The 19,747-nt window shown below is 61.7% G+C and carries 21 protein-coding genes; 12 read left to right on the top strand and 9 right to left on the bottom strand.

Annotation, left to right across the window (positions count from 1 at the left end):
- Positions 1-8: 8 nt before the first annotated feature.
- The 3 genes from GA0004734_RS12510 to GA0004734_RS12500 form a co-directional block, all read right to left on the bottom strand.
- Positions 9-545, bottom strand: coding sequence for a gamma carbonic anhydrase family protein (locus GA0004734_RS12510; RefSeq protein ID WP_092934132.1), 537 nt, complete (start codon positions 543-545; stop codon positions 9-11).
- A 62-nt stretch (positions 546-607) separates the two neighbouring features.
- Entirely contained in the window at positions 608-1,294 is a 687-nt protein-coding gene (locus GA0004734_RS12505; RefSeq protein WP_092934130.1) for a fumarylacetoacetate hydrolase family protein, read from the bottom strand.
- A gap of 177 nt (positions 1,295-1,471) precedes the next feature.
- On the bottom strand, positions 1,472-1,675 hold the full coding sequence (locus GA0004734_RS12500) for a hypothetical protein (protein WP_092934128.1): 204 nt from the start codon (positions 1,673-1,675) through the stop codon (positions 1,472-1,474).
- A gap of 308 nt (positions 1,676-1,983) precedes the next feature.
- Here GA0004734_RS12500 and GA0004734_RS12495 point away from each other — a divergent pair, with 308 nt between their 5' ends.
- Positions 1,984-2,226, top strand: a complete 243-nt coding sequence (locus GA0004734_RS12495) for a hypothetical protein (protein ID WP_092934126.1) — start codon at positions 1,984-1,986, stop codon at positions 2,224-2,226.
- A gap of 390 nt (positions 2,227-2,616) precedes the next feature.
- Positions 2,617-3,729 carry a tRNA dihydrouridine(20/20a) synthase DusA gene (gene dusA / locus GA0004734_RS12490; protein ID WP_092934124.1) on the top strand — a complete coding sequence of 371 codons (1,113 nt, stop codon included), beginning with the start codon at positions 2,617-2,619 and terminating at the stop codon, positions 3,727-3,729.
- 219 nt (positions 3,730-3,948) lie between these two features.
- Here dusA and GA0004734_RS12485 read toward each other — a convergent pair whose 3' ends face one another.
- Positions 3,949-4,161: a cold-shock protein gene (locus GA0004734_RS12485; RefSeq protein ID WP_092934122.1), complete on the bottom strand. Its 213-nt coding sequence runs from the start codon at positions 4,159-4,161 to the stop codon at positions 3,949-3,951.
- Between the two features lie 523 nt (positions 4,162-4,684).
- On the opposite strand from GA0004734_RS12485, the gene GA0004734_RS12480 reads away from it, so the two are divergent.
- Positions 4,685-5,248: a J domain-containing protein gene (locus GA0004734_RS12480; protein ID WP_092936269.1), complete on the top strand. Its 564-nt coding sequence runs from the start codon at positions 4,685-4,687 to the stop codon at positions 5,246-5,248.
- A gap of 236 nt (positions 5,249-5,484) precedes the next feature.
- Here the strand turns inward: GA0004734_RS12480 and GA0004734_RS12475 are convergent, their stop codons facing one another.
- Both GA0004734_RS12475 and GA0004734_RS12470 read right to left on the bottom strand, forming a co-directional pair.
- Entirely contained in the window at positions 5,485-5,856 is a 372-nt protein-coding gene (locus tag GA0004734_RS12475) for a hypothetical protein (RefSeq protein ID WP_092934120.1), read from the bottom strand.
- A gap of 689 nt (positions 5,857-6,545) precedes the next feature.
- Positions 6,546-7,049, bottom strand: a complete 504-nt coding sequence (locus GA0004734_RS12470; protein WP_092934118.1) for a nuclear transport factor 2 family protein — start codon at positions 7,047-7,049, stop codon at positions 6,546-6,548.
- 443 nt (positions 7,050-7,492) lie between these two features.
- Between GA0004734_RS12470 and GA0004734_RS12465 the strand changes: the two genes are divergently transcribed.
- The 5 genes from GA0004734_RS12465 (at position 7,493) to GA0004734_RS12445 (ending at position 11,603) form a co-directional block, all read left to right on the top strand.
- Positions 7,493-7,747: a hypothetical protein gene (locus tag GA0004734_RS12465; RefSeq protein WP_139056264.1), complete on the top strand. Its 255-nt coding sequence runs from the start codon at positions 7,493-7,495 to the stop codon at positions 7,745-7,747.
- A gap of 43 nt (positions 7,748-7,790) precedes the next feature.
- On the top strand, positions 7,791-8,225 hold the full coding sequence (locus GA0004734_RS12460) for an IS66-like element accessory protein TnpA (RefSeq protein ID WP_092932084.1): 435 nt from the start codon (positions 7,791-7,793) through the stop codon (positions 8,223-8,225).
- A complete protein-coding gene (tnpB, locus tag GA0004734_RS12455; RefSeq protein WP_060716621.1) occupies positions 8,218-8,571 on the top strand; it encodes an IS66 family insertion sequence element accessory protein TnpB in 354 nt (117 codons plus the stop codon). Before GA0004734_RS12460 ends, tnpB begins: the two co-directional genes overlap by 8 nt.
- 53 nt (positions 8,572-8,624) lie before the next feature.
- Complete coding sequence (locus GA0004734_RS12450) at positions 8,625-10,214, top strand: IS66 family transposase (protein WP_092932082.1); 1,590 nt, start codon at positions 8,625-8,627, stop codon at positions 10,212-10,214.
- A 96-nt stretch (positions 10,215-10,310) separates the two neighbouring features.
- Positions 10,311-11,603 carry a reverse transcriptase domain-containing protein gene (locus GA0004734_RS12445; protein ID WP_139056263.1) on the top strand — a complete coding sequence of 431 codons (1,293 nt, stop codon included), beginning with the start codon at positions 10,311-10,313 and terminating at the stop codon, positions 11,601-11,603.
- Between the two features lie 11 nt (positions 11,604-11,614).
- Here GA0004734_RS12445 and uvrB read toward each other — a convergent pair whose 3' ends face one another.
- A complete protein-coding gene (gene uvrB, locus GA0004734_RS12440; RefSeq protein ID WP_092934114.1) occupies positions 11,615-14,734 on the bottom strand; it encodes an excinuclease ABC subunit UvrB in 3,120 nt (1,039 codons plus the stop codon).
- A 65-nt stretch (positions 14,735-14,799) separates the two neighbouring features.
- Here uvrB and GA0004734_RS12435 point away from each other — a divergent pair, with 65 nt between their 5' ends.
- From GA0004734_RS12435 to GA0004734_RS12420, 4 genes are all read left to right on the top strand, one after another.
- A complete protein-coding gene (locus GA0004734_RS12435) occupies positions 14,800-15,579 on the top strand; it encodes a hypothetical protein (RefSeq protein ID WP_139056262.1) in 780 nt (259 codons plus the stop codon).
- Between the two features lie 82 nt (positions 15,580-15,661).
- Entirely contained in the window at positions 15,662-17,473 is a 1,812-nt protein-coding gene (locus tag GA0004734_RS12430) for a methyl-accepting chemotaxis protein (RefSeq protein ID WP_092934109.1), read from the top strand.
- Positions 17,474-17,696: 223 nt separating this feature from the next.
- Positions 17,697-18,158, top strand: coding sequence for a MarR family winged helix-turn-helix transcriptional regulator (locus GA0004734_RS12425; RefSeq protein ID WP_175386335.1), 462 nt, complete (start codon positions 17,697-17,699; stop codon positions 18,156-18,158).
- A gap of 32 nt (positions 18,159-18,190) precedes the next feature.
- Entirely contained in the window at positions 18,191-18,589 is a 399-nt protein-coding gene (locus GA0004734_RS12420) for a DUF1398 domain-containing protein (protein ID WP_092936266.1), read from the top strand.
- A gap of 162 nt (positions 18,590-18,751) precedes the next feature.
- Here GA0004734_RS12420 and GA0004734_RS12415 read toward each other — a convergent pair whose 3' ends face one another.
- A complete protein-coding gene (locus tag GA0004734_RS12415; RefSeq protein ID WP_092934107.1) occupies positions 18,752-19,132 on the bottom strand; it encodes an acyl-CoA thioesterase in 381 nt (126 codons plus the stop codon).
- 47 nt (positions 19,133-19,179) lie between these two features.
- Positions 19,180-19,407 carry a hypothetical protein gene (locus GA0004734_RS12410; RefSeq protein WP_092934105.1) on the bottom strand — a complete coding sequence of 76 codons (228 nt, stop codon included), beginning with the start codon at positions 19,405-19,407 and terminating at the stop codon, positions 19,180-19,182.
- Positions 19,408-19,747: the final 340 nt, after the last annotated feature.

The following is a 19,747-nucleotide window of genomic DNA, read 5'->3' as shown; positions in this document are numbered from 1 at the left end:
GCGATTGCTCATTCCTCTTCGATCGGTGTGAGTTCAGCGGCGAAAGTCTGCCAGTTGCGGACGTAGTTGTCGGCCGAGGCGCGCAGGCCGGCAATTGCTGCGTCATCCAGTATGCGCAGGACACGGGCCGGGGCGCCGACGATGAGAGAATTGTCGGGAAACACCTTGCCTTCGGTAACGAGTGCATTGGCGCCGACGAGGCAGTTCCGGCCGATGACGGCGCCGTTGAGAATGGTTGCGCCCATGCCGATAAGGCTGTTGTCGCCGATGGTGCAGCCGTGGACGATGGCGCGGTGGCCGATGGTGCAGCCTTGACCGATGGTGACCGGGAAGCCGGCATCGACATGGACGACGGCGCCCTCCTGAATATTGGTGCGCGCGCCGACCTGGATCGGCTCGTTATCGCCGCGCAGCACCGCGCCGAACCAGATGCCGACATCCTCGCCGATCACGACATCCCCCATGACATGCGCATCCGGCGCGATCCAGTAGCGATCCGCGGGCGGGCAGGTGGGACGGCGTGTGCCGAGGGCGTAGAGGGGCATGGTGGCTCCGGTGATTCGGGCAGGGAAACTGACGCGCGGGGAGGCCCCGCGCGCTGGAAATGTCAGACGATGGTAACGGTGAGATCGCCAAAACCTTCGACGCTGCAGGTGACGACATCGCCCCGGTTGACGGCGCTGACGCCGGCGGGCGTGCCGGTGAGGATGATATCGCCGGCGGCGAGCGTGAAGAGCTTCGAAAGTTCCGCAATGATCTCCGGGATCTTCCACGTCATCTGCGCGAGGTCGCCATCCTGCCGCGTCTCGCCATTGACGCTCAACTGGATGCGGCCGCTGGCGGGAGCGGGGCAACCTTCCGCAGCGACAAGCGGGGAGACGGGTCCAGAATGTTCGAACGCCTTGGCCGCTGCCCAGGGGTGGCCTTTGGTCTTTGCCTCGGCCTGAAGATCGCGCCGCGTGAAATCAATGCCGACGCCGTAGCCCCAGACGCAGTCCATCGCGGTGGCCGGATCGATATTCGTGCCGCCCGCCTTCAGCGCGACGACAAGTTCGACCTCGTGGTGCACGTCGCTGGACTGCGCAGGGTAGGGGAAACCGGTCGCCGGCAGCACGAGATTTTCCGGGTTCTTCTGGAAGAAAAAGGGCGGTTCGCGTGAGGGATCATGCCCCATCTCGATCGCATGGGCAGCATAGTTGCGGCCGACGCAATAGACGCGACGAACGGGAAACCCGGCGTCGCTGCCGCGAACGGGCAGAATGACGGGGGCGGGGGCGGGAATGACGGTGTTCATGGCAATCCGGATGCTGGTGATGACAGCGGCAGGATAGCACCCGCGAGAGGCGGCGGGGAAGACGGTGCGGAGATTTCGTGGTGTGGGAGCGTGAGGTGAGGCCGGTCGCTCCGGATTTTTCGCATCATCCTGCGTGTCGCAGCAAGCGAACCTTGCCGGCAGGCGCTGTCGTTCCCCTCAGCGGCAGGCGTAGGCCTGAAGCTGGGCGCGGGTGATGAAGGGGCCGCCACTGCGAGTCTTGCGGTCCGGATCGGTATATTCCAGGCTCGGCACATCCGGGAGGGCCAGCGCCTGGCGCACCGTCATGATGCCGACATCGCGCCGGTCCGTGCCACGTTTCACGCTCACTTCGACAATACGATACAGATTTTCCTCGACCATGACGTTCTCCCTTTGCCTCTTATTTGCGATCCATCTTTTGCGACGTGTTTTCCGACTCAGGCATTTGCAGCCGTGAAGCGGGTTTTTATGAGGCACCTCACGAAGAGCTTGCCAGAAACGATCCGATGCAACCAGAGAAAATTTCGCAAAATCGAAAATAAGACTGACATGCAAAGCAAATTTTGCCCCGATATGCTGCACTGCGAAAACAGAATGCCTTAGAAACGAAGTTTCTTTCGGCGCTGCGGAACAAAAATCTTCTCTGCCCTTTTCTTAAGGGATACCTCACTCAACTTCGGAGCAGCGAAATGTCTGACATCAAGGCAGGATTTACCGGCGAACTGGAAGACAAAACGACCGTGGCCGCGAATGTAAAGCGCGCAACCGCCGCCGTTCAGCGCGAGGCCGGTGCCGTCGTCGCCTCGGCGCAGGATCACCGGGCAGCGGCCGGGTCCGTGCTGCTGCTGGTCGGAGCTGCGGCATTTGTCGCCGGTTATCTGCTGGGCACCGGACATCGCCGGGAGACGCTGGTATCGCGGTACTGGCGATAGCGTTTTGCTCGATGGAAAATGTGTTTGCCGCAATCTGACAAAGGGCTGACCCGAGCAGCGGCAGAAAATCTCATTGCTGATCTTGTTTTTGCTGCAATGCAATATTATCTTGAATCCACCGAAGCACTCATCCTCCTCCCGGGTGCTTCGAGAGATCCGGGTCACCTCCTCCCGACCCTTGGATCCTTTCATAAAGCCTGCCGCACCTCCTCCCGCGGCAGGCTTTTTTCTTTTTCGGCGACCGGCGATGTTGCGGCCGTCGGGATGTCGGCTCTTGGCGCAGTGCGCGCTGAGGGGTATTGGAAGGGCGGCAGGTTCGGGCGACCTGTGGCCCTTGCGCCCCGCGGGCGTTTTCCGCCCGGCGATTCTTCGAGATGACGAGACGGCACCATGACGGACATTGAGAACGCTTCCGAGACCGCGCAGGCCCGCATGTTTGCGCCGCCGGTGTTCGCCGTCGCACCGATGATCGACTGGACGGACCGCCATTATCGCTATTTCGCGCGCCAGCTGTCGGCGCATGCGCTGCTCTATACCGAGATGATCGTCGCCGATGCGGTGTTGCGGGGGGATCGGGAGCGGTTGTTGCGGTGCTCGGTCGCGGAGACGCCGGTGGCGTTGCAGTTGGGGGGCAACGATCCGGGGAAGCTGGCGGAAGCGGCGCGGATCGGGGTGGGGTTCGGCTATAGCGAGATCAACATGAATGTCGGCTGCCCGTCCGACCGGGTGCAATCCGGTACGTTCGGCGCCTGCCTGATGCGGGAGCCGGAGGTGGTGGCGGACTGCGTGGCGGCGATGAAGGCGGCGGTTTCGGTGCCCGTGACGGTGAAATGCCGGATCGGCGTCGATGACCAGGACCCGGAGATCGCGCTGCGGGCGCTGCTCGACCGCGTGCGGGCGGCCGGCGTCGACGGCGTGTGGGTGCATGCGCGCAAGGCCTGGCTGCAGGGGCTTTCGCCCAAGGAGAATCGCGACATTCCGCCGCTCGACTATGGGCTGGTGCACCGGATCAAGGCGGAGAATCCCGACCTTTTCATCGGCATCAATGGCGGGCTTCACACGCTGGGTGATGCCTTGCTCCAGCTTCGTCATGCCGACGTTCCTCTTGCTCTCGACGGCGTGATGCTTGGCCGGGCGGCCTACCATGATAGCGCGATGCTGACGGGCGTGGATGGCGCTTTTCCGCATCCTCTGACGGGTGCTGCGCCCGTGGCTGTCGATCCGGGTGATTTTATCGAGGCGGGGCATCGGCGCTCCCCGGACTTCTGGTGCGGCGTTCGGGATGCGATGATGGCCTATGCGGCGGGGCATATCGCCAGCGGCGGGCGGCTGGTGCATGTGACGCGGCACATGGTCGGGCTGTTTCAGGGCTGGCCGGGGGCGCGGCGGTTTCGGCAGATCCTTTCGGCCGATGCGACACGGGCCGGCGCCGGGCCGGAGGTGATCGCCGCCGCCTTTGCCGCGGTGCTCTCGGTTGCCGGAGACCGCGAGGCGGCTGAGTAATGCGGGACGGCGCGGGTAAAGACGGGCTTGTTCAAAGAGCGGTAGAGGACCGGTATCGGCGTTTCCCGAACCTCAGACGCTCACTGTAGCCCGCCCGTGCCGAGCGGGGAGAGGATGGTGGGGATTTTTTCGACAGATGCATGCCGGGCAGGTGGGCCGGCCGGCGCAAACAGAAACGGCGCCACTGGGGCGCCGTTTCCGGATGTCGTCAGCGGCAGATTATGCAGCGCTGATGTTGACGGCCTTGGGGCCTTTGCCCATGCGATCCGGCTCGGTGTCGAAGGTGACCTGCTGGCCGTCCTTCAGCGTCTGGAGGCCGGCGGCCTGGAGAGCGGAGATGTGGACGAATACGTCCTTCGCGCCGCCGTCCGGAGTGATGAAACCAAAACCCTTGTCCTGGTTGAAGAATTTTACGATGCCTTTGGTGGCCATGGGGGATGTCCTCTGGTCTTCCCTTGAAGTGGTAACCGCACCCCCGAGACCGGGGAGGCGGGCGGTCATGCGTGTCGAAACAGGACACGCCGTCTGGATGTCACGTACGGGAGCAAAGAACGTCTACGCCCATGGGAGCCGCAAGGCCTTGCCGGCCATCCGCCCCATGCTGCCGTTCGGCCGTGTCCACAGCGGATCTCTCCACCGGAACGCCGCCGAGCGGCACAACCACATCAGTCCAGTCTCCGGGATGAACAGCCCGAACGGTATATTTCTGCCAGCAAATACGCGCCTTGGCAAGCGGGTCCGGATGGGGACAGATGAGAGAAAAAGGCCGGGCCTCCACATTTTCGTCGGATGCATGGCGGAGTGTCCGCAAGCGGTGCACAGCGGGCCGTCTGAGCCTGCCAAGGGTTGATGCCGGCGGCCGGGGCGGGTACTGCAAGGGTGGCCGACACTGTAGGGCCGGCGCCATGGCCGGTGCGGCGAGAGGATTGGGGGCAAGGTGATCGATCCCTATGCGATGCTGGGCGTGGAGCGCGACGCCGACGAGGCCGCGATCAAGACGGCCTATCGCCAGCTGGCGAAGACGGCGCATCCCGACCAGGGCGGCGATGTGGAGGCTTTTGGCAAGCTGCAGGCGGCCTACGACCTGCTGCGCGACCCCGTGCGCCGCAAGATCTTCGACGATACCGGCTACGACCCGCAGCTCGCCGACCCGCGCGACCTGAAGGGGCTGCTGGTGATCGAAATGCTGGTCAACGAGGTGATCCTGGACGAGCGCGAGCCCGGCAGTTTCGACCCGGTGGCCGCCATGCGCCGCCGCCTGTCCGACGATATCGTCAAGAGCCGCTTCCATATTCTCGAACTGGAGCGCCACCGCACCCGCGTTCGCCAGCACATGGACCGGCTGGGACGCCGCCCCGAGGCGGATGTGCTAGGGTCGATGCTGCGAGCGCGCTCGCAATCCATCGCCGAGGCGATCCGCAGCGCGGAGGGGCAGATCGAGGTGATCGAGCAGGCCTATCTGATGCTGGAAGGCTATCGGTATGAGCTGGAGGTGTTGCGGGACGAGGCTGCTGAGTGAAGTTGGTGAGTAGTGAGTAGTGAGTAGTGAGTAGTAAGTAGTAAGTAGTAAGTAGGGATTAGGAAGGAAGGCCCTCTCTGGCCTGCCGGCTATCTCCCCCACAAGGGGGGAGAAGACTTGGGGTTGGCCGCGCGATTCCGTTTTGTCTTCGTGCTTGATTTCGTCCCTATTCCCTATTCCCTATTCCCTATTCACTGCTCACTGCTCACTGCTCACTGCTCACTGCTCACTACTCCCTACTCCCGCTTCTCATCTTCCCGCCAGAAAGCCCGAAACTCCGCCAACAAGGGATCTCCCCGGGGCAGGCGGCGGGCGGCGAGGGTGAGGGCGGCGCGAATCTGGTCGCCGGTGTCCTCGGTGTCGATATTGCCGCTCCAGGTTTTCAGCAGGCCCGGTTCCAGAAGCTTTTCGATGTGCATCAGCAAGGCGAGGATCAGAAGGAATTCCCCGCGAAATCCGGTCTTTGCTTCCATGATGCAGCGGGGAAAGCAGGTTTCGGACTGCCAGAGGGGAATGTCCGGGTCGGGCTCGGTCGCGCCGGGCAGGCTGCAGGCGCGGTGACGGCGGCAGCGGGCGCGGTGGCAGAGGAAGGCCGGCGCGAGCAGCATGTCCGCGACCGCGCAGGCGGGGTTCGGGGGTGAGGGCCGGATGGGCGGTAAAGCCTCTGGCGGTTCTGGCTCAGCCGGTCGAGCGCTGGCCGGCGCGATGCCGGGGGATGTCGGGTCTCGTCTGGACATGCGGTCTCCTTCACGCAGGCGGTTTTGCCGCGTGGTCTGGCGCATCGATGCTGGACCGGCTGTCGGGCCGGAATTTCGGACGGGGCGCTGGAAGCTGCCGCGTTGATAGGTAAAGGAATGACACCTTCCGGCGCCCCGTTCGGCGGTTTATGCCCGCAAATGCCTCTCTGCCGGTCTCCCGACCGCCCGGAGGGGCAGGACAGGATGGCGTTGCATGCCGCGAAGGCAAACCCGAACCCATTTGCATCCTCGCTTGCGCGAGGCGCTGCCGTTTCGGGGGGAGGCCGTGTTGCGGACCGTGATGCGGGAGGCGCACGTCGTTCCTCACACCCCACAGCCGGCTCCGCCTCGCCGGCACGCCTGCCGGTGTATCCGAGAGCGGAACGGGGCCAGTATGGGGGCGGGTCCGGGCGGCGGGGAAAACGGCGCGTGCAAAAATGGGGGATGTGCGCGTTTCGGCTTCGCTTGATCAGGCCGATGCGGACGGCGGACACGAAAAGGAGGCAGAACCGTTTCCGGCCTGCCTCCTTGTTTTCAAACAGATTTTCGAACAGTCGGGATCAGCTGTAGCCGCCCTTGGCGCGCTGCTCGGCGGCTTCGCGCTGGGCGGTCTCCAGATCGTCCTCGCCGTTGTTTTTCCCCGTCACTGCGATCTCCGGTTTCCCGCCGCGACCGGACCCTTTGCCGCCGGTGGAATGGGCGCGGGGGATCTGGGCGCTGTCGAAATAGGTGCGAAACGCGGCGATCTTGCCATCCGCCACCTCCAGAACGCTGACGCCGCCATAGTCAAAAGCCTCGCCATCGATCGAACCGCGGCTGCGCCATTCGAGAAAGGCAACGCCATCCGTATCCGTCACGGCGCGGAACTCCGAGGCGATATCATCGAAAGCATCGCGATAATGCGACCAGAACGTCTTCGCCGCATCCACCCCGCCATCGTCATAGGACACCAGCGGATTGGACAGGCTGGCATCGTCGGTAAACAGGCTGGCGATGGTGTCGGTATCGTGGTCGGATTCGAGGTGGTGGAGGGCGGAGATGAAGGTGTCTGCGAGTGCGGGCATGGGGCGCTCCTGAGGTTTGGGCTCGGGAGAGAACGGGGGTGGGGGTGGGTTGTTCCGGGGCGCGCAAATCGAGTATATGGATAAGTGGAATTTTGTTGTGAGCGTTATTTCACTTAACTTAGACGGTTCTCTCTTGAATCAACGTATTGGAATCGCCATTATACGTTTATGGGGGTTCCCAGACGGCAAGCCTGAAACTACGGAAGCAGTAAACTCAACATCTATGGTTGGGATTGTTGGCCTCCGCAGTCAGTGTCCCGGATCACGGTAACGCGTGAGTCTCGTGTTTAGACTGTCAATTGGACAGGCGGTTAATAGCTCTACGATCATCTGGATTATTCCTGCGGTTCGTTGTAGCGACTGTCGCGTCTTCATCATGCCGGCAGCTGCCGTCACGATTCGCGATACTACAGTATAGCACACATCGTTGAACTTGGACGATAGTGGCGAAAGCCATGATAAATGGCGGAGGCAATAACTATACCATGCCAACTGGTGTTATTGCCTCCACTCAATCCTACGATTGGGTTCCCAGAGATAAAGACATAAAAAAATATCTCCATTTTGATCGAAAAGTACCGATCAAAAATGTTGTGGCGCTTGCTAACGATCCGGACGCTGTGTCGAAGCACACCTTTTTTCCCTTGTTAAGATTTAACGTAAGCGCGAATTTCTCCGCACCTTCTGTAATTGAGTGAGCTTTGGCATGAGGTGTCCACTTAAAAAAGGTGGACACCAAGTATGGGTGAAGGTCAAAAACTTGCTGTGCGGCTGGTTGGTCGGAATGGAAGACGGCGCTTCGATCAAGGTTCGAAAGATCGCCTTGTTGCGGCCTGCCTTGAACCCGGCGCATCAGTATCGAAACTGGCGCGAGAACACGGGGTCAACGCGAACCTCGTTTGGAAATGGATCAGGAAACATACCCCGGCACATCCATTATCGCCGTCTTCGACATCTGCGTTTATTCCAGTTCAGATTGCCGCCCCGAGCAGCGAGTTCGACATTGAGATGCCTGCCACGGATCGCGAAGAGCGATTGCCGACGACGGAGAGGAGCGACCCGCTGACCTCTCCAGCGAAGGTGAGTGTATCATTGCCGAATGGTGTGAGATTGACGCTGGAGTGCCGCGATCTCAACGCATTGACGGCAATCATCGGAGCTCTGGGTCATGTTTAAGCTTGGCGCTGATCTTCAAGTCTATCTGCATCGCGAACCGATCGACTTCCGGGCCGGCATCAACAGCCTTGCGGTCCTGGTCCAGGAGACGATGGCGCTGGACCCGTTTGCTCCTGCAGTGTTTGCCTTCTGCAACCGCCGGCGTGACCGGGTGAAGCTGCTATTCTTCGATCGCTCGGGCTTCGTGCTCATCCTGAAGCGGTTGACCGAAGACAAGTTCCGATGGCCGCGCCGAGAGGTGACGGTGGTCACACTGACGACCGAGCAACTGCACTGGATCCTCGACGGGATCGATATCGATGCGATGATCCGCCATCCCGTGCGGCAGTATCAGATCGCCGGCTAAAGGTGGCGAATTGAGCTATTGACGCGGCAGCACGGCTCAGATTCAAAACTGGGATGACCCGAACCGGCGAACTGAGCGTTGCAGAGCTGATGGCGCATTTGGCGGCCAACGCCGCCGAAATTGCTGCGCTCAAAGCCGAGAAGGAGGCCCTCTCGCAGCGGGTCGTCAAGCTTGAAGAAGAACTGGCGCTTGCAAGGCTCCATCGTTTTGCCCCCCGCAGCGAAAAGCACATTGATCGCATCTTCAACGAGGCCGAAGAGGCCGCGGACGAGGATGATCCTGATTATGGCGACGCGGCCGCCGATCTCCCGGATACAGGCTTGCCGGTGGTCCAAAGCACAACGGGAAAGAAGCGTGGCAGAAGGCCTCTACCGGAAGATTTGCCACGCGAGCGTGTCGAATATGACCTTGCCGACGATCAGAAAGCTTGCCCTTGCTGCGACAGTCAAATGCATCGCATGGGCGAGGCCGTCACCGAGCAGCTCCATATCGAGGTCAAGGCAAAAGTCCTGCAGAACGTGCGGTTCAAGTATGCCTGCCGCCATTGCGACCGCACCGGGATCAATACGCCTGTCGTGATCGCTCCGATGCCGACGCAGCCCCTGCCGGGCAGCATCGCCACCGCCTCGACACTGGCTTTCGCGCTCGTCCACAAATACGTCGATGGCACGCCGCTCTACCGCGTGGCTCAGACATTCGAGCGTGCCGGCGTTCCGATCAGCCGAGGCGCTCTCGCTCACTGGGTGATCGGCTCGAGCGAGAAGCATCTTCACCGCATCTATGATGCGCTGAGATTGCGGCTCAGGTCGCAGCCTCTCATTCACGGTGATGAGACGACCGTTCAGGTCCTCAAGGAAAAGAATAAGGAAGCCACCAGCACATCGTATATGTGGGCTTATCGCAGCGGCGAGGACAGTGACGAGCCGATCGTGCTTCTCGACTACCAGCCCGGCCGCGGTCAGATTCACCCACAAACCTTCCTTGGCAAATACCGCGGCATACTCATGACGGATGGCTACACAGCCTGGCGCACCTTCGATGATGCCACCCATGTCGGATGCATGGCTCATTCCCGGCGGCGCTTTGTCGAGGCACTCAAAACCAGAAAGAATGGAGGCGGACCGCCGGAACAGGCACTCCGGTTCTTCGAGCAGCTCTACCGGATCGAAAAACAGGCGCGAGACAAAAAGCCCGACGCCGATGAAACGCAGGCCGATTGCATTCGCCGTTTCCGGCAACAGCACAGCTTGCCGGTCCTGAACGCTCTAAAGGCATGGCTTGACAACATCGCGCCGAAGATTATGCCTGATACAAAGCTCGGCGATGCAGTGTCCTACACCCTCAACCAATGGGATTATCTGACGCGCTATATCACCGACGGCAGGATGCCGATCGATAACAACATTCTGGAGCGTGACATCAGGGTCTTTGCGACAGGAAGAAAATCGTGGCTGTTCAGCGACACCGCTGACGGAGCCAAGGCCAGCGCAGTGGTCTACAGTTTGATGCTGACTTGCCGCGCATGTGGCGTCGACCCACTCACCTGGCTGCGCTATGTGCTCACTGAGTTGCCGCAGCGGGACGAAGCGGCCGAAATCGACGACCTGCTGCCGTTCAACTACGCCACGACCACTGCGGCGTAATAGAGCTGGATATCAAAATCGGTGTGACGGCGGTTCAGCGCTGCCGCAGCCGTCAAGGTGCATCGAAAATTGCGCTTACGATTTAACGAGGAGTGGGTGAAGTTTCGCAGCAATGGTGAGCGAAAGAAGAAAACTCGGCCTCTTCGTTACGCATCTCGGGTTGATGCAGCCATTTATGCTCGTTACCGTGTTTTGTTGTCTAAACTATATGAAGATAAGTTATACGTTGAAGGTCTTCAAGATAATGTTATAGCGTATAGAGAATTAACTAATGCGACTGGTGGCAGTAAATCTAATATTAATTTTGCCTTCGAGGTATTTGACTTTATAAATGACATTGGTGACTGTTATGTCACGGTTGTTGACATAAAATCATATTTTGAAAGCCTTGAGCACAATAAAATTTTGCAGGTATGGGAGCGCCTGCTAGGCTCAAAATTACCTCCTGATCACTTGGCGATATTTAAAAGTCTGACTGCTTACTCAGTTGTCGACTTGGATCAGCTATTCGACCGTTTGAAATTGAATTCTATGATTGTATCCGGCACAAGACAAGAGCGTCGCCGAAGAAAGATTGATCAACTTAAAGCTGATAGATTTAAGCAGATCTGTACTCCATCAGATTTCAAAAGCTTCGTTTCTGGTCGATCGGGATTACCGAGCCTCATTCAAAAGAATAGTTTCGATTTCGGTATTCCTCAGGGGACCCCGATATCTGATCTAGTCGCAAATTTCTATCTCATCGATTTTGACAAAGAGATAGCTGATTTTGTTTCTAAAAGTGGCGGACTGTATCGTAGATATTCTGACGATATAATTATCGTTTTACCTAAAAACTCGTGTCGTCGTTATTCCGAAGGGAGAATTTTTCTTCAAAAAACCATCCGAAAGTACGGACGAAAATTAAAGATACAGGATAAAAAGACGTCTGTGACTAAGTTCTCGCGCTCTAATGGAACGGTAAATTTTGCGCGCTTATTCGGAACTTCATCAGCCAACGGCCTTGAATATCTCGGCTTTGAGTTCGATGGGACATCAGTCAGATTGCGGAATAAAACAATGTCTAACGCTTGGCGTCGAATGAAGAGACGTTCATACGGACACGCCTCGCGTTTTGTTAAGCAGTATCGCGGGAAAGGTAAGCTGTGGCTAAATCAAAATTACCCGTTTCTTGAGCTTGAGACTAGAATCCTGAGAGATGTGACTATCGCACAAGATGTCGGGGTTAGGAGTTGGACATTCATTCGGTATGTGCGTCGTTCTAATAAAGTATTTATTAAACTAAATCCTAAGTTTAGTATGCAGACAAAACGTTATAGGCGCATGACAAAAACTATGATCGCTATTGCATTCGGTAAAGCAATGCGAGTGCATTTTAGGCAATGCTAGCTTTAACTCCACTACCGCCCCGGCCGTCCCGTCTTCCCCTTCGTCCGGCCCTTCTGCCGCTTCACATCCCCCGCATCCTCATAGCTCCCGACGCCCGCCTTCGCCCGGACCAGCGGGCGCGGGTCGTCCTTGCCTTGTTCCGGCAAGCCTTCCGTCAGCGGTGAAAAGCGTTTCGTGGCCTTTGCGGCGTCGGGTTTGACCGGCAGGGCGCCGGGGACGGGTTTTTCGGTGCGGCCGACGGTCATTTCGTCGAGGTCGTTGCGGCGGAAGAGGGGGCGTTCGGTGTCGGTGCCGGGACCCATGTTGTCGAGGGTGTTCCGGCGGAAGAGGGAGGGGGCGGGTTGTGGCTGCCCCTCATCCGCCCTGCGGGCACCTTCTCCCCGCGGGCGGGGAGAAGGGAGGGCGCCTTCGGCGCTTTCCGCTTCCTCATCTGCATTCCGCGCGGTTTTCGGCTTGTTGGTGGCGACTTCCTGCGCCTTCGCCGCGTCTCTTGCCTTGGCGCTCTTCTGGTCGGCCTTGCTGACGAAACCTTCCTGTGCCTTGGCCGGGTTTCCTGCCTTCCCGGTCGCGCCTTCGGCGCTCCTCGCCTCCTGCCGGGCCATCGGGTCGTCCATCGTTGCCAGCTCGGTGGCTTTGAGGCGTTTGATTTCGTCGCGGAGGCGGGCAGCGGTTTCGAAGTCGAGGTCGGTGGCGGCGTTGCGCATCTGTTTTTCGAGCGCTTCGAGATGGGCGGCGAGGTTGTTGCCGACCATGTGTCCGCCGGAGGCCAAGCCCTTGCCGGAGGCGCCGGCAATGTCGGCGCGGACGTGGTCGCGCTCGTAGACCGAGTCGAGAATGTCGGAGATCTTGGCCTTGACGGACTCCGGGGTGATGCCGTGGGCCTCGTTATAGGCCATCTGCTTTTCGCGGCGGCGGGCGGTTTCGTCCATGGCGCGCTGCATGGAGCCGGTGACCTTGTCGGCATAGAGCACGACCTTGCCATCGACGTTTCGCGCGGCGCGGCCGATGGTCTGGACCAGCGAGGTTTCCGAGCGGAGAAAACCTTCCTTGTCGGCATCGAGAATGGCGACGAAGCCGCATTCGGGAATGTCGAGACCTTCGCGCAGCAGGTTGATGCCCACCAGCACGTCGAACGCGCCGAGACGCAGATCGCGGATGATCTCGATGCGCTCCAGCGTGTCGATGTCGGAGTGCATGTAGCGGACGCGGATGCCCTGCTCGTGCAGGTATTCGGTGAGGTCCTCGGCCATGCGCTTGGTCAGCACGGTGCAGAGCGTGCGGTAGCCCTTGGCAGCGGTCTCGCGGATTTCGCCCAGCACGTCGTCCACCTGGCTTTTGGCCGGGCGCACCTCGACGGGGGGGTCGATGAGGCCCGTGGGGCGGATGACCTGCTCGGCGAAGACGCCGCCGGCCTGCTCCATTTCCCAGGCGGCCGGGGTGGCGGAGACGGCGACGGTATCGGGGCGCATGGCGTCCCATTCCTCGAAGCGGAGCGGGCGATTGTCCATGCAGGAGGGCAGGCGGAAGCCGTATTCGGCCAGCGTCGCCTTTCGCCGAAAGTCGCCCCGGTACATGCCGCCGATCTGGCTGACGGAGACGTGGCTCTCGTCGATGAACAGGAGGGCGTTGTCGGGGATATATTCGAACAGGGTCGGCGGCGGCTCGCCGGGGCGGCGGCCGGTGAGGTAACGCGAATAGTTCTCGATGCCGGCGCAGGAGCCGGTGGCCTCCAGCATCTCGATGTCGTAGCGCGTGCGCTGCTCCAGCCGCTGGGCTTCCAGCAGGCGGCCGGCCTTTTCGAGTTCCGCGAGGCGAAGTTTCAGCTCCTCCTTGATCGACTTGATGGCGGCGTTCAGCGTCGGGCGCGGGGTGACATAGTGGCTGTTGGCGTAGATCTTGACCGATCGGAGGTCGCCGGTCTTGTTGCCGGTCAGCGGGTCAAATTCGGTGATGGCGTCGATCTCGTCGCCGAACATGGAGATGCGCCATGCGGCATCCTCCAGGTGGGCGGGAAAGAGTTCGATCGTGTCGCCGCGCACGCGAAAACTGCCGCGCTGGAAATCCATGTCGCGGCGCTTGTATTGCTGGGCGACGAGATCGGCGAGCAGCTGGCGCTGGTCGAGACGGTCGCCGACCGACATCTGGAATGCCATGGCGGTGTAGGTCTCGACCGAGCCGATACCGTAGATGCAGGAGACGGAGGCGACGATGATGACGTCGTCGCGCTCCAGCAGCGAGCGCGTGGCGGAGTGGCGCATGCGGTCGATCTGCTCGTTGATCGAGCTTTCCTTCTCGATGAACGTATCCGAGCGCGGCACATAGGCTTCCGGCTGGTAGTAGTCGTAATAGGAGACGAAATACTCCACCGCATTGTTGGGGAAGAAGTTCTTGAACTCCGAATAGAGCTGGGCGGCCAGCGTCTTGTTGGGCGCAAGGATGACGGCGGGGCGCTGGGTGGCCTCGATCACCTTGGCCATGGTGAAGGTCTTGCCCGAGCCGGTGACGCCGAGGAGGACCTGGCTGCGCTCGCCATTGTTGAGGCCTTCCACGAGGTCCTTGATGGCGGTGGGCTGGTCGCCGGCCGGCTGGTATTCGCTGACCATCTCGATGCTGATGCCGCCTTCGGACTTGGACGGGCGCGCGGGACGGTGCGGCGTCCACATCTTGCCGTCCTTGAACAGCGGGTTGCCGCTCTCGATCAGGCTCGCCAGCGCATCAACCGTGGCGGTGACGGCGCCGGGGGCCAGCGTGGCGGAGTCCTCCAGCGAGATATCCATGCCGGACACGGCGGGCAGGCCGGCGGCGGCGCGCGACTTCGGATCGCTGGCGGCGCCCATGGAGGTGCCGCGCGCGGATTTCGAGGATTTGAGCGCAGGCTCGACCGGCTTCGCCTTCGCCTTGGCGGCGGCGATCTCGACCTGCTTGCGGTGTTTGCCGGCCTTCGAGGCGACATCGCGGCGGGTCTCGTGCGAGGCCGCCTCGGCCTCGGCTTCGAGCTGTTTCACCCAGTCGGCGACGGAACCTGCCAAGGGGCTGGAAAGAGGGGCGCCTTCGAACGGCGCCTGTGCCGCTTCTTCGAACCCGGATGTTTCACGCGGGGAAGCAGCTGTTTTCTTCGGGGATCTGGCCATGGCGGAAATATGGAGAGAGTCTCCGAAGAAGAAAAGAGCCGGGCGACCAAGAAGGGAACATCGACGTGCGGATCCTTGTTGATCCGTATATTCGAATAAGCAATTCTGACTGCGTCGAACCGTTCCGGAAAAGGGATCCATACCATGATCAGGACCTTCGTGATCGCAGGCATTCTGTTGTTCGTTCCTGTTGCGGACGGACTGGCGCGGGAAAAGCCGTGACGCTGGAGCCGGCGCTGGTCCAGGCTCTGGAGCGAACCCTGTACGCGCCCGTCCAGGCCCTCAAAGGTTTCTCGCTATCGGATGGATGGGGTGCCTGCGGCTATGTGACCACCGGCGGCGTGCGCAGGCCCTTCATGGCGACCGCCCTCAGAAAAAACCATCCGGCCCGGTGGATGCTGAAAATCGGCACGAACCGAAACACGGTCTATTCCGCCTATGCCACCTGCGCCACATTCGGCGCGCCTTTCGAGGGCTGGGAAAAGGTCGTAAAACCCTCGCCTGTGGGCGCAACGTCCGGAAATACCGGCAATGTGAGACTCTCCGCGGAGCAACGCGCTCTGGTGGAAAAGAGCGTGGGGCGGGAGTTGCGTCTGTTCGGGAAATCCCGGATCACAGGCCTGATGGCCAGCCGGCGGCCTTACAAGGGCACGCCGATCACCTGGGCCTGCGGCACTGCGGTTTCCGGCCGAAAAGGGGTGCCGTTCATGGGCGTGTTCATAGAGAAACACGCATCGTCACCGGCGAGCTTCACGGTGACGGGGCACGGCGGTGACGCGCTGGACAACTGGACGACGTTCGATTCCTGCAAGGAAAGCGGCATGTCCTTCTCCATCCCGTTTTAAGGGGATGTCTGGAGCACATTGCTCATACATTAGAAACTATTTTCACAGCATCTTCTCCTTCTGATATGAAGGGGACTGGACAATGAAATATTTTCGGATTTCCGTGCGGCTTTACGCGCTGGTGGCGATGGCGTTGTTGATCATGGCGGGGGCCATGACGTTTTCGCTGTTCCAGGCGCATGACCGGCTGGTGAGCGAGCGCAAGGCCATGCTGGCGGCGATGGACCAGAGCGCCATCGGCATCTTTACCTATTACCACGGGCTGGAAACGGCCGGCACGCTGACGCAGGCGGCGGCGCAGGCCGCCGCGCTCGATGCGGTCCGCGCCATGCGCTTCCAGAACAACGGCTATCTCTGGATCAACGACATGCAGTCGCGCGTGCTCATGCATCCGATCAAGCCGGAGATGAACGGCACGGACCAGAGCGGCTTGGCCGACACGGATGGCAAGAAAATCTTCGTGGAATTCGTCAAGGTCGTCGCGGCGAACGGGCAGGGCGCTGTCGACTATCACTGGCCGAAGCCCGGCGTCGATGCGCCCGTGCTGAAATATTCCTACGTCATCGGCTTCCAGCCCTGGGGATGGGTCGTTGGCACCGGGGTGTATGCGGACGATCTCGCGACGATGTTCCGGCAGGGGCTGTTGCAACTCGGGGTGATCTCCGGCGTGGCCGCCCTGCTGATCCTCGGGGTGGCGCTCGCTGTCGTGCGCAGCGTCGTCGGCCCGGTGGAGCGGCTGAAGGCCTCGATGCTGGCGATTTCGCGGGAAGACGTCTCGTCGCCGGTACCGGAAACGGACCGTGGCGACGAGATCGGCCAGATGGCGAGCGCGCTCGGTGTGCTGCGCGACAGCGTCTCCGAGCGGATCGCCCTGCGGGCGCGCGAGGCGACGCAGCAAAGCGAGATCGAGACCGAGCGTCGCGGAAACGAAGCGCGCACGGCACGCCAGACGCAGGAGCAGGCGGATGCCATGGCCACGGTCGGCGTAGCGCTGGAAGCGCTGGCACGCGGCGACCTGACGGCGGAGATCGGCGCGATCTCGCCGGAATATGCCAAGCTGCGCGACGACTTCAATCAGGCCGTCGCGGCGCTGGCCGAAGCCGTGCAGTCCATCGCGCACTCCACCGACGTCGTCCACGAGAATGCCGGCGATATCTCCGAGGCGGCCGGCAACCTGTCGCGGCGCACGGAGCAGCAGGCGGCGGCACTGGAGGAGACGGCGGCGGCGCTCGACCAGATCACTTCGACGGTGCGCAACGCCTCCGAGCGGGCCGGCGAGGCGCGCATCATGGTGGCCGAAACGAAGTCGAGCGCCGCGAAATCCGGCGAGATCGTGCGCAGCGCCATCGCGGCCATGAGCCGGATCGAGGGCTCCTCGGAACGCATCAGCCAGATCATCGGCGTGATCGACGAAATCGCCTTCCAGACCAACCTTCTGGCGCTGAACGCCGGCGTCGAGGCGGCACGGGCGGGCGAGGCCGGTCGCGGCTTCGCCGTCGTGGCGCAGGAAGTCCGCGAGTTGGCCCAGCGTTCCGCACAGGCGGCCAAGGAGATCAAGGAATTGATCCGCAGCTCGACCGGCGAGGTGGAAACCGGCGTCGCCCTCGTCCGCTCGACGGGCGACGCGCTGATGGAGATCGAAACGCTGGTCAACCGCGTCAACGACCACGTGGCCTCCATCGCCACCGCCGCCCGCGAGCAGGCGACGGGCCTGCAGGAGGTGAACGTCGCCGTCAACAGCATGGACCAGATGACCCAGCAGAACGCGGCCATGGTGGAGGAAACCACGGCGGCCAGCCAGACGCTGGCACAGGAAAGCCGCACGCTCAAGGCGCTGTTGCAGACCTTCCGGCTCGGTGGCCATGGCGCACGGCCGATGCGGCGGGCCGCCTGAGGTAAGAGGGCATTCCGGACGGCGGGACGGGGCGGGGCGTTGCACGGCAGACCGTGCGAAAACGCCCCGCCCCGTCCCCGGTTTCGGTCCCGGTGCCGCCCCCAGTTTTGGCCCCGGTTTCGGCCCACCCTCCCTTCGACGAGACCCGTGCCGAACACCCCGGCATCCCGGTTGACAGGAATATCCGTGTGATTTAGTTTCCTAGTCAACTATTGGGGGTCGCATGTTTCCCGTCCAGCCTGTTCCGGATCTGACCGCGCATATCGGCTACTGGCTGCGCATGGTGTCCAACCACGTGTCTCACGCCTTCGCGGCCAAGCTGGCTGCGAGGGAGGTAACGGTGGCCGAATGGAGCCTGATGCGCGCGCTCTACGGCAAGGCGCCGATATCGCCCAGCCGGCTTGCCGACGAGATGGGTCTGACGCGGGGCGCGATCACCAAACTTGCCGACCGGGCGATTGCGAAGTCGCTCGTGCTGCGCGAGGCCAGTGCGGACGACGGCCGCGCGCAGACCCTCGCGCTGACGGATCGCGGCCATGCGCTCGTGCCGGATCTGGCGGCGCTCGCCGACCGCAACGACGAGGAATTCTTCGAATGCCTTGGCACGGACGAGCGGGAAACGCTGGTGCGTCTGCTGAAAAGCCTAGCCCAACGCGGCCACATGACCGGAATCCCGATCGAATGAACGCGACCCGGCCCGACGACGGAGAAGCCACGATGAACGAACACCAGACGGCCATTGCCAAGCGCTGCCTCGCGGCGGCAGAGGACGACACCACGGCTTTTCCGCAGATCGTGGGAGCCTTGATGGACGCCGGATTCGAAAGCTATGCGATCGACTTCCGGCGGGCGACGGCAACCTACTATCTGCCTGACGGAGACAGCATCGAGCTTGCGGCCCGCCGCGTCGATGCGCCGATGGCACCGGCCCTCGACACGGCACGCATACAGGCGGCGATCCGCGAAGCGCAGCAACAGGCGCCCGGCTACACCTACAGGGGTTTCTGCGAGACGGCCGTCATGGCGGGCTGCGCCGGCTATATCGTGTCGTTCTCCGGCCGCCGCGCCGTGTATCTCGCGCGCACCGGCGAAACCCACGTCGAACACTTTCAATAACAATACGGCATGTCGCTTTCGCGAAACGGCTGCACGCATGCGCGCGATCGCTTGCAGAGAAGCGTTTATACCGGCTGCATCATTCTACCCTGAAATCGATTCCGATGTAACGTAGGACGCCGTCGCAATGGGCTGCCGCCCGTGGCGACGGGACGGTGCGGCTCAGCGTTCGCCGGGGACGGGGGTGGGGTGGCCTTCGGCGTCGAGCGCGACCATGACGAAGGTGGCGTCTGTGACCTTTTCCATGCGGTCGGAGAGGTAGCGCTGCGCCCAGGCTTCGACCGTGAGCGTGATCGAGGTGCGGCCGACGGCGGCGATGTCTGTGTAGATGCAGAGGGTGTCGCCGATCTTGACCGGCAGGGCAAAGGCCATTTCACGCACGGCGGCGGTGACGACGCGGCCACGCGCGCGCTCGGCGGCGCGGATGCCGCAGGAGAGGTCCATCTGGGCCATGACCCAGCCGCCAAAGATATCGCCCGCAGCATTGGCATCGGCGGGCATGGCTAGGGTTCGCAAGGTCAGTTCACCGCTGGGCGTCGCCATGGCCGTCTCCGTCTGTTCTGGCGCCTACGCGCCTGGAATGGGCCGCCTCAGGCCGTTCCGGATGACGGGTCGGGCATGGTCGGCAGGCCGAGGCGGAGGCGCTGGCCGCGGGCGTAGCTGAGAGCCCAGTCGTACTGGACGAAGGATTGCCGGCGCTCGTTTCCGTTCTCGACGATCACGACGTCCCATTCGTCGCGATCGGCTACGACGGTAACGGCCTTGCCGGCGAGGGCATCGACGGCGTCCTTCGTGACGTTTTGTTGCAGATCATTCATGCCTGGCCCTCTCCTCCCACACAGCGCGCAGCCGGTGACCGCCTGGCACCGGAAATGGCTGTCTCATCGTTCCCACGCATATTCCAGCAGGACCCCGTTTCGGCAGGACCCCGTTTCAGTTCGAATGCGCCGGCTATCGACTCATGACGAAAAAAGCTCCGTCGGCAAAACGCGATGCTCCGGCCGTTTCCTGTGCTTCTGTCCCGAACCCCCTCGGGATGCGAACGCCGGGCGCCCGACCGGCCGCGCGAACGCTTACCGATGCCGCGATGGTAGCGGGTTTGCAAGCCGGAGTAAACGGCGATGGCTGGTCCGAAACAGCACTGATGTAACCATTCGT

It is taken from the genome of Rhizobium sp. 9140 (assembly GCF_900067135.1).
Taxonomy (GTDB): Bacteria; Pseudomonadota; Alphaproteobacteria; order Rhizobiales; family Rhizobiaceae; genus Ferranicluibacter.
This window is presented reverse-complemented; position numbering and strand designations above follow the sequence as displayed.

Bases quoted from the DNA above. Each gene is read 5' to 3' on its own strand.
- GA0004734_RS12510 (WP_092934132.1), bottom strand. From the start codon at position 545: ATGCCCCTCTACGCCCTCGGCACACGCCGTCCCACCTGCCCGCCCGCG.
- GA0004734_RS12505 (WP_092934130.1), bottom strand. From the start codon at position 1,294: ATGAACACCGTCATTCCCGCCCCCGCCCCCGTCATTCTGCCCGTTCGC.
- GA0004734_RS12500 (WP_092934128.1), bottom strand. From the start codon at position 1,675: ATGGTCGAGGAAAATCTGTATCGTATTGTCGAAGTGAGCGTGAAACGT.
- GA0004734_RS12495 (WP_092934126.1), top strand. From the start codon at position 1,984: ATGTCTGACATCAAGGCAGGATTTACCGGCGAACTGGAAGACAAAACG.
- dusA (WP_092934124.1), top strand. From the start codon at position 2,617: ATGACGGACATTGAGAACGCTTCCGAGACCGCGCAGGCCCGCATGTTT.
- GA0004734_RS12485 (WP_092934122.1), bottom strand. From the start codon at position 4,161: ATGGCCACCAAAGGCATCGTAAAATTCTTCAACCAGGACAAGGGTTTT.
- GA0004734_RS12480 (WP_092936269.1), top strand. From the start codon at position 4,685: ATGCTGGGCGTGGAGCGCGACGCCGACGAGGCCGCGATCAAGACGGCC.
- GA0004734_RS12475 (WP_092934120.1), bottom strand. From the start codon at position 5,856: ATGCTGCTCGCGCCGGCCTTCCTCTGCCACCGCGCCCGCTGCCGCCGT.
- GA0004734_RS12470 (WP_092934118.1), bottom strand. From the start codon at position 7,049: ATGCCCGCACTCGCAGACACCTTCATCTCCGCCCTCCACCACCTCGAA.
- GA0004734_RS12460 (WP_092932084.1), top strand. From the start codon at position 7,791: ATGGGTGAAGGTCAAAAACTTGCTGTGCGGCTGGTTGGTCGGAATGGA.
- tnpB (WP_060716621.1), top strand. From the start codon at position 8,218: ATGTTTAAGCTTGGCGCTGATCTTCAAGTCTATCTGCATCGCGAACCG.
- GA0004734_RS12450 (WP_092932082.1), top strand. From the start codon at position 8,625: ATGACCCGAACCGGCGAACTGAGCGTTGCAGAGCTGATGGCGCATTTG.
- uvrB (WP_092934114.1), bottom strand. From the start codon at position 14,734: ATGGCCAGATCCCCGAAGAAAACAGCTGCTTCCCCGCGTGAAACATCC.
- GA0004734_RS12430 (WP_092934109.1), top strand. From the start codon at position 15,662: ATGAAATATTTTCGGATTTCCGTGCGGCTTTACGCGCTGGTGGCGATG.
- GA0004734_RS12425 (WP_175386335.1), top strand. From the start codon at position 17,697: ATGTTTCCCGTCCAGCCTGTTCCGGATCTGACCGCGCATATCGGCTAC.
- GA0004734_RS12420 (WP_092936266.1), top strand. From the start codon at position 18,191: ATGAACGAACACCAGACGGCCATTGCCAAGCGCTGCCTCGCGGCGGCA.
- GA0004734_RS12415 (WP_092934107.1), bottom strand. From the start codon at position 19,132: ATGGCGACGCCCAGCGGTGAACTGACCTTGCGAACCCTAGCCATGCCC.
- GA0004734_RS12410 (WP_092934105.1), bottom strand. From the start codon at position 19,407: ATGAATGATCTGCAACAAAACGTCACGAAGGACGCCGTCGATGCCCTC.